At 67.4% G+C, this 3,403-nt stretch carries 3 protein-coding genes, 1 tRNA gene and 1 pseudogene; all 5 read right to left on the reverse strand.

What is annotated here, in order from left to right:
• Window positions 1-396 (reverse strand): cache domain-containing protein (locus tag VFT73_RS01760; protein ID WP_326408421.1); only part of this gene is annotated, 396 nt, incomplete at its 3' end.
• A gap of 3 nt (window positions 397-399) precedes the next feature.
• Window positions 400-921 (reverse strand): methylamine utilization protein, encoded by a 522-nt coding sequence (locus tag VFT73_RS01765; protein ID WP_326408422.1) that lies wholly within the window; start codon window positions 919-921, stop codon window positions 400-402.
• 150 nt (window positions 922-1,071) lie between these two features.
• Window positions 1,072-2,358, reverse strand: a complete 1,287-nt coding sequence (locus VFT73_RS01770) for a hypothetical protein (protein ID WP_326408423.1) — start codon at window positions 2,356-2,358, stop codon at window positions 1,072-1,074.
• A 133-nt stretch (window positions 2,359-2,491) separates the two neighbouring features.
• A tRNA-Pro gene (locus tag VFT73_RS01775) sits at window positions 2,492-2,568 on the reverse strand.
• 180 nt (window positions 2,569-2,748) lie between these two features.
• Window positions 2,749-3,403 (reverse strand): annotated as a pseudogene (locus VFT73_RS01780) (pyridine nucleotide-disulfide oxidoreductase); the annotation flags it as partial.

Consider the following 3,403-nt stretch of genomic DNA (forward strand, 5'->3'; position numbering starts at 1 on the left):
CGGGTCCCACAGGCGTTGCGGCTCGTCGGCGGGGATCGACGGGTCGATCGCCGCCACCTTGCCGTCCGCCGTGACGATGAATGCGCTCCGGACCTTGAGCCGGGCGGCGGCATTGCGAAGGGCCGATTGCATCGTCGCCTGATCGCCGGTCGCCACCGCCGCGCGAAAGCCGAAGTCGCGGGCGAGCAACTGGGCGGCATTCTGCAATTCATGCGCACGCTCCTGCCACAGCCGGTCGTAGACCGCGCCCGACGACTGCAGCTGTCCTTCGACCTCGCGCGATGCGGCGCCGGCGATAAACGTGGACAGTGCCGCCGACACGACCAGCATCGCTGCCGCGAAGACGAGCGCGAACTGGACGGTCAGGCGCGTGCTCAGCGAGCGGAACGGTCGCATCGCTCAATAATCCATCGACATCGCCGGCGGCGGCGGGCGCAGGCGAATGCGGAACCCGGCGATGCGCTGCTTTCCGCCGATCGTTTGCTCCATCATCCCGCCGGGCGCGCGGAGATAGGGATGCCAAACGGTCAGGCGGCCTGGCGCGTCGGGCGCATCGGCGAAGCTGGCGACGCCCTGCGCATTGGTCCGGGCGGTCCAGGCGCTGTCGGTCACGACGATGAAGGCGCTCATCTGGTCGTGGATGTTGCAGCCGAGCGCGACCACTCCTGGCTTGTCGAAACGGACTGTCCTCGACTGGTCCTTCGCGAACAGCTTCAGCTCGAACCTCTTCGCCGGCGAGAAGGAGTAAACGTGATGCTTGGTGTTATCGAGATTCGGGAAGGAGACGTCCGAACCCACCGGAACGATGGTCAGGAACGGGTGGAACTGGATGTCCTTCTGCGAAACGACGTAATGGCCGCCGCCCTTTGGCGCGCGCGCCGCGCCGCCCGCCGGATAGAGCGTCACGACCGCATCGCGCACTGGACGGCCGCTGGCCTCGACGACCCGGACCGTCAGCGGTGCCGCGGCAACAGGCGCTGCGAGGGCTATCCCGGCCGCGAGTAGAAAGAGTCCACGCACCATGGGGTGAGGTTAAGCGACGAACGGTAAACGGCGCCCCGCCCGAGATGGTTACCAGTGCATTCGCAACTCGGCCTGGACCTGGGTCTGCCGCTGCCGCGGCGCGAGTCCGAGGTCGTTTCGGTCCTCGCGCCGGCTCGACACGTGGAGCAACTCGACGAGGGCCGTGAAATTGCGCCACTCGCGCTTGCCCGCGACCATCGCCGACCAGCCGGTCTCGTCATATTCGTCACCGACGTCGCTGCCACGGTTGCGCGTGTCGAAGGCATCGATTCGAGCAGCCACTCCGAACGATCCAACCGGCCTCGTCACGAGCACGAAGGCGGAGCGGAAACGATTGTCGACCCAGCGCCGCCCGTTCTCCGCAAAACCCATTCGGGTGCGCCCGTCGAGCGCCTGCGCCTTGATCTGCGCGCCGCCGCCGAGATCCGCGACCAGGCCGAGATTGTCGAACGCCGTTCGCCAGCCCCATTCGAAATCCTTGGTCACCGCGATCGGATTGGCGCGGTTGTCGTAGCGGAAGAGCTCGACGCGCAGCGGGATCGGCAGCTGCCACGCAAGCTTCGCATAATAGCCGGGGCGGCGCGCGAAGCCGCCGGGGATGTCGAGCAAGGGATGCGTGTATGGCGCCTGGTATGCGGCGATGTCCTCGTCGAGCGGCGGCAGCGGCTGGCGGTTGAAGGCGAGCGTGGTGCGGTCGTGAAGCGCCCAGCCGCGGAAGGTGAGCAGGGTTCCGGACGTGTCGTTCGCGGCCATGATCGCGGCCGTCGCGCGCAGCTTGTGCGAGCCAAGATTCGCGGCGATCGTCCCCTCGACCGCAACGGGCCGGACTTCCTCGCCGATCCAGCTGTTGATCGCCGAGGGGGTGATCGAATCCGCGACGTGCCAGTCGGCGCCCTGGTGCTCGAGGCTGACCGGCGGCCACATCAGCCCGGCGCGCGCGGAGAAGGCCGTGCCGCTGGCGCTGCGCATCGGCCGGAAGCTCAGATAGGCCTGGCTGAGGCCGGCCTGGGTGCGCTGCCCGCCCTGAACCGAGCCGACGACCGTGGCGGACAGCGACCAGGTGAATTGCGGCTGCCAGACGAGGTCGGCATTGCCGAGCTGGGGTTGCACCTTCCAGTCGCCGTCGCTTCCGGAGCGCAGCTTGCCGAAGGCGCCATCGACCCAGCTTTTCTCGCCGCCGACCGCGACGAGGCGGAGATCGCCGCTGATCTCTAGCGTATCGGGCGTGAACAGCCGCAGGTCGGACGCGCTCGCCGGCGCAGCCCATAGCGCGGCGAGCGCGCAGCCGAGCGGCAGCGCGCTGCCGTTACGCAGGCGTCGAACGGCACAAGCCATGTGCCGAGACTTAAGCGAATAGGGTTAAGATTATGGTGAGCACATCGATTGATCAGCCGGTCCGGATGTCCCCCGGACATCGGCATGCGATCAGCTTGTCAGCGGCCATCCCCCGGATGGCCGCACAAGCTGATGGTCGGGGAGAGAGGATTCGAACCTCCGGCCCCTGCCTCCCGAAGACAGTGCTCTACCAGGCTGAGCTACTCCCCGACCGGAACCCGCTTGAGTGCGACTGGAGGTCGCGGCGGGAGCCAGGGCCGCGGCTAGATAGAGGCGGGTTGCGACAGGGGCAAGGCTGAATTCGTCATCCTGAACTCGTTTCAGGATCCATCTCGATGAAGGGCGGCGTACGTCGGCACCATGGATGCTGAAACAAGTTCAGCATGACGTTTAGCGCCCGAGCACCTTTAGCCAATCCTCGCGGCGCACGAACTTCTCGCGCGGGGAGCCTGGGCGGGCGCGAGAGACTTCGGTTTCCTCGATCCTTCGCCAGTCGTCATAGTCGGTGGGCATGACTCCGCGACTTTCGAGCAGTCGCTTCAATCCCGCCGCGCCTTCGCGGTCGCTCTCGCTTTCGGCGGGAATCGCCGCGGCGATCTGGTCGGCGACTTCGTAGCCGTCGGGGCGGTTGGTGCCGATCGTCCCCGTAGGGCCACGCCGCGCCCAGCCGACAGCATAGAGCCGGTCGGCGATCCGCCCGGCCTGGTTGACGAACTTGCCGCCCTCGAACGGCACTTCAGCAATCGGCGAGGTCGAATAGCCGATGGCGGTGATCACCAGCGAGGCCGGGACCTCGTAGGTCTCACCGGTCCCGCGCGCCGCGCCCTTTTCGTCGAGCTCCGTCCGTTCGACGACGATCCGCTCGACCTTGCCGTCGCCTTCGATCCGCACCGGCTTGGCGAAGAAGTCGAACACCATGCGCTTGCGCTTGTCGTCGGCAAGATCGGCGAAGCCGCGCAGCAAGGTCACCGACTTGCGCAGCCCGGGCTCGAGCGGCTCGTCGGCCTCGACCGGCGGGAAGTCGGCGGGGTCGACGACCGGGACC

Origin of the sequence: Sphingomonas sp. (assembly GCF_035758555.1) — a bacterium.
GTDB lineage: Bacteria > Pseudomonadota > Alphaproteobacteria > Sphingomonadales > Sphingomonadaceae > Sphingomonas_B.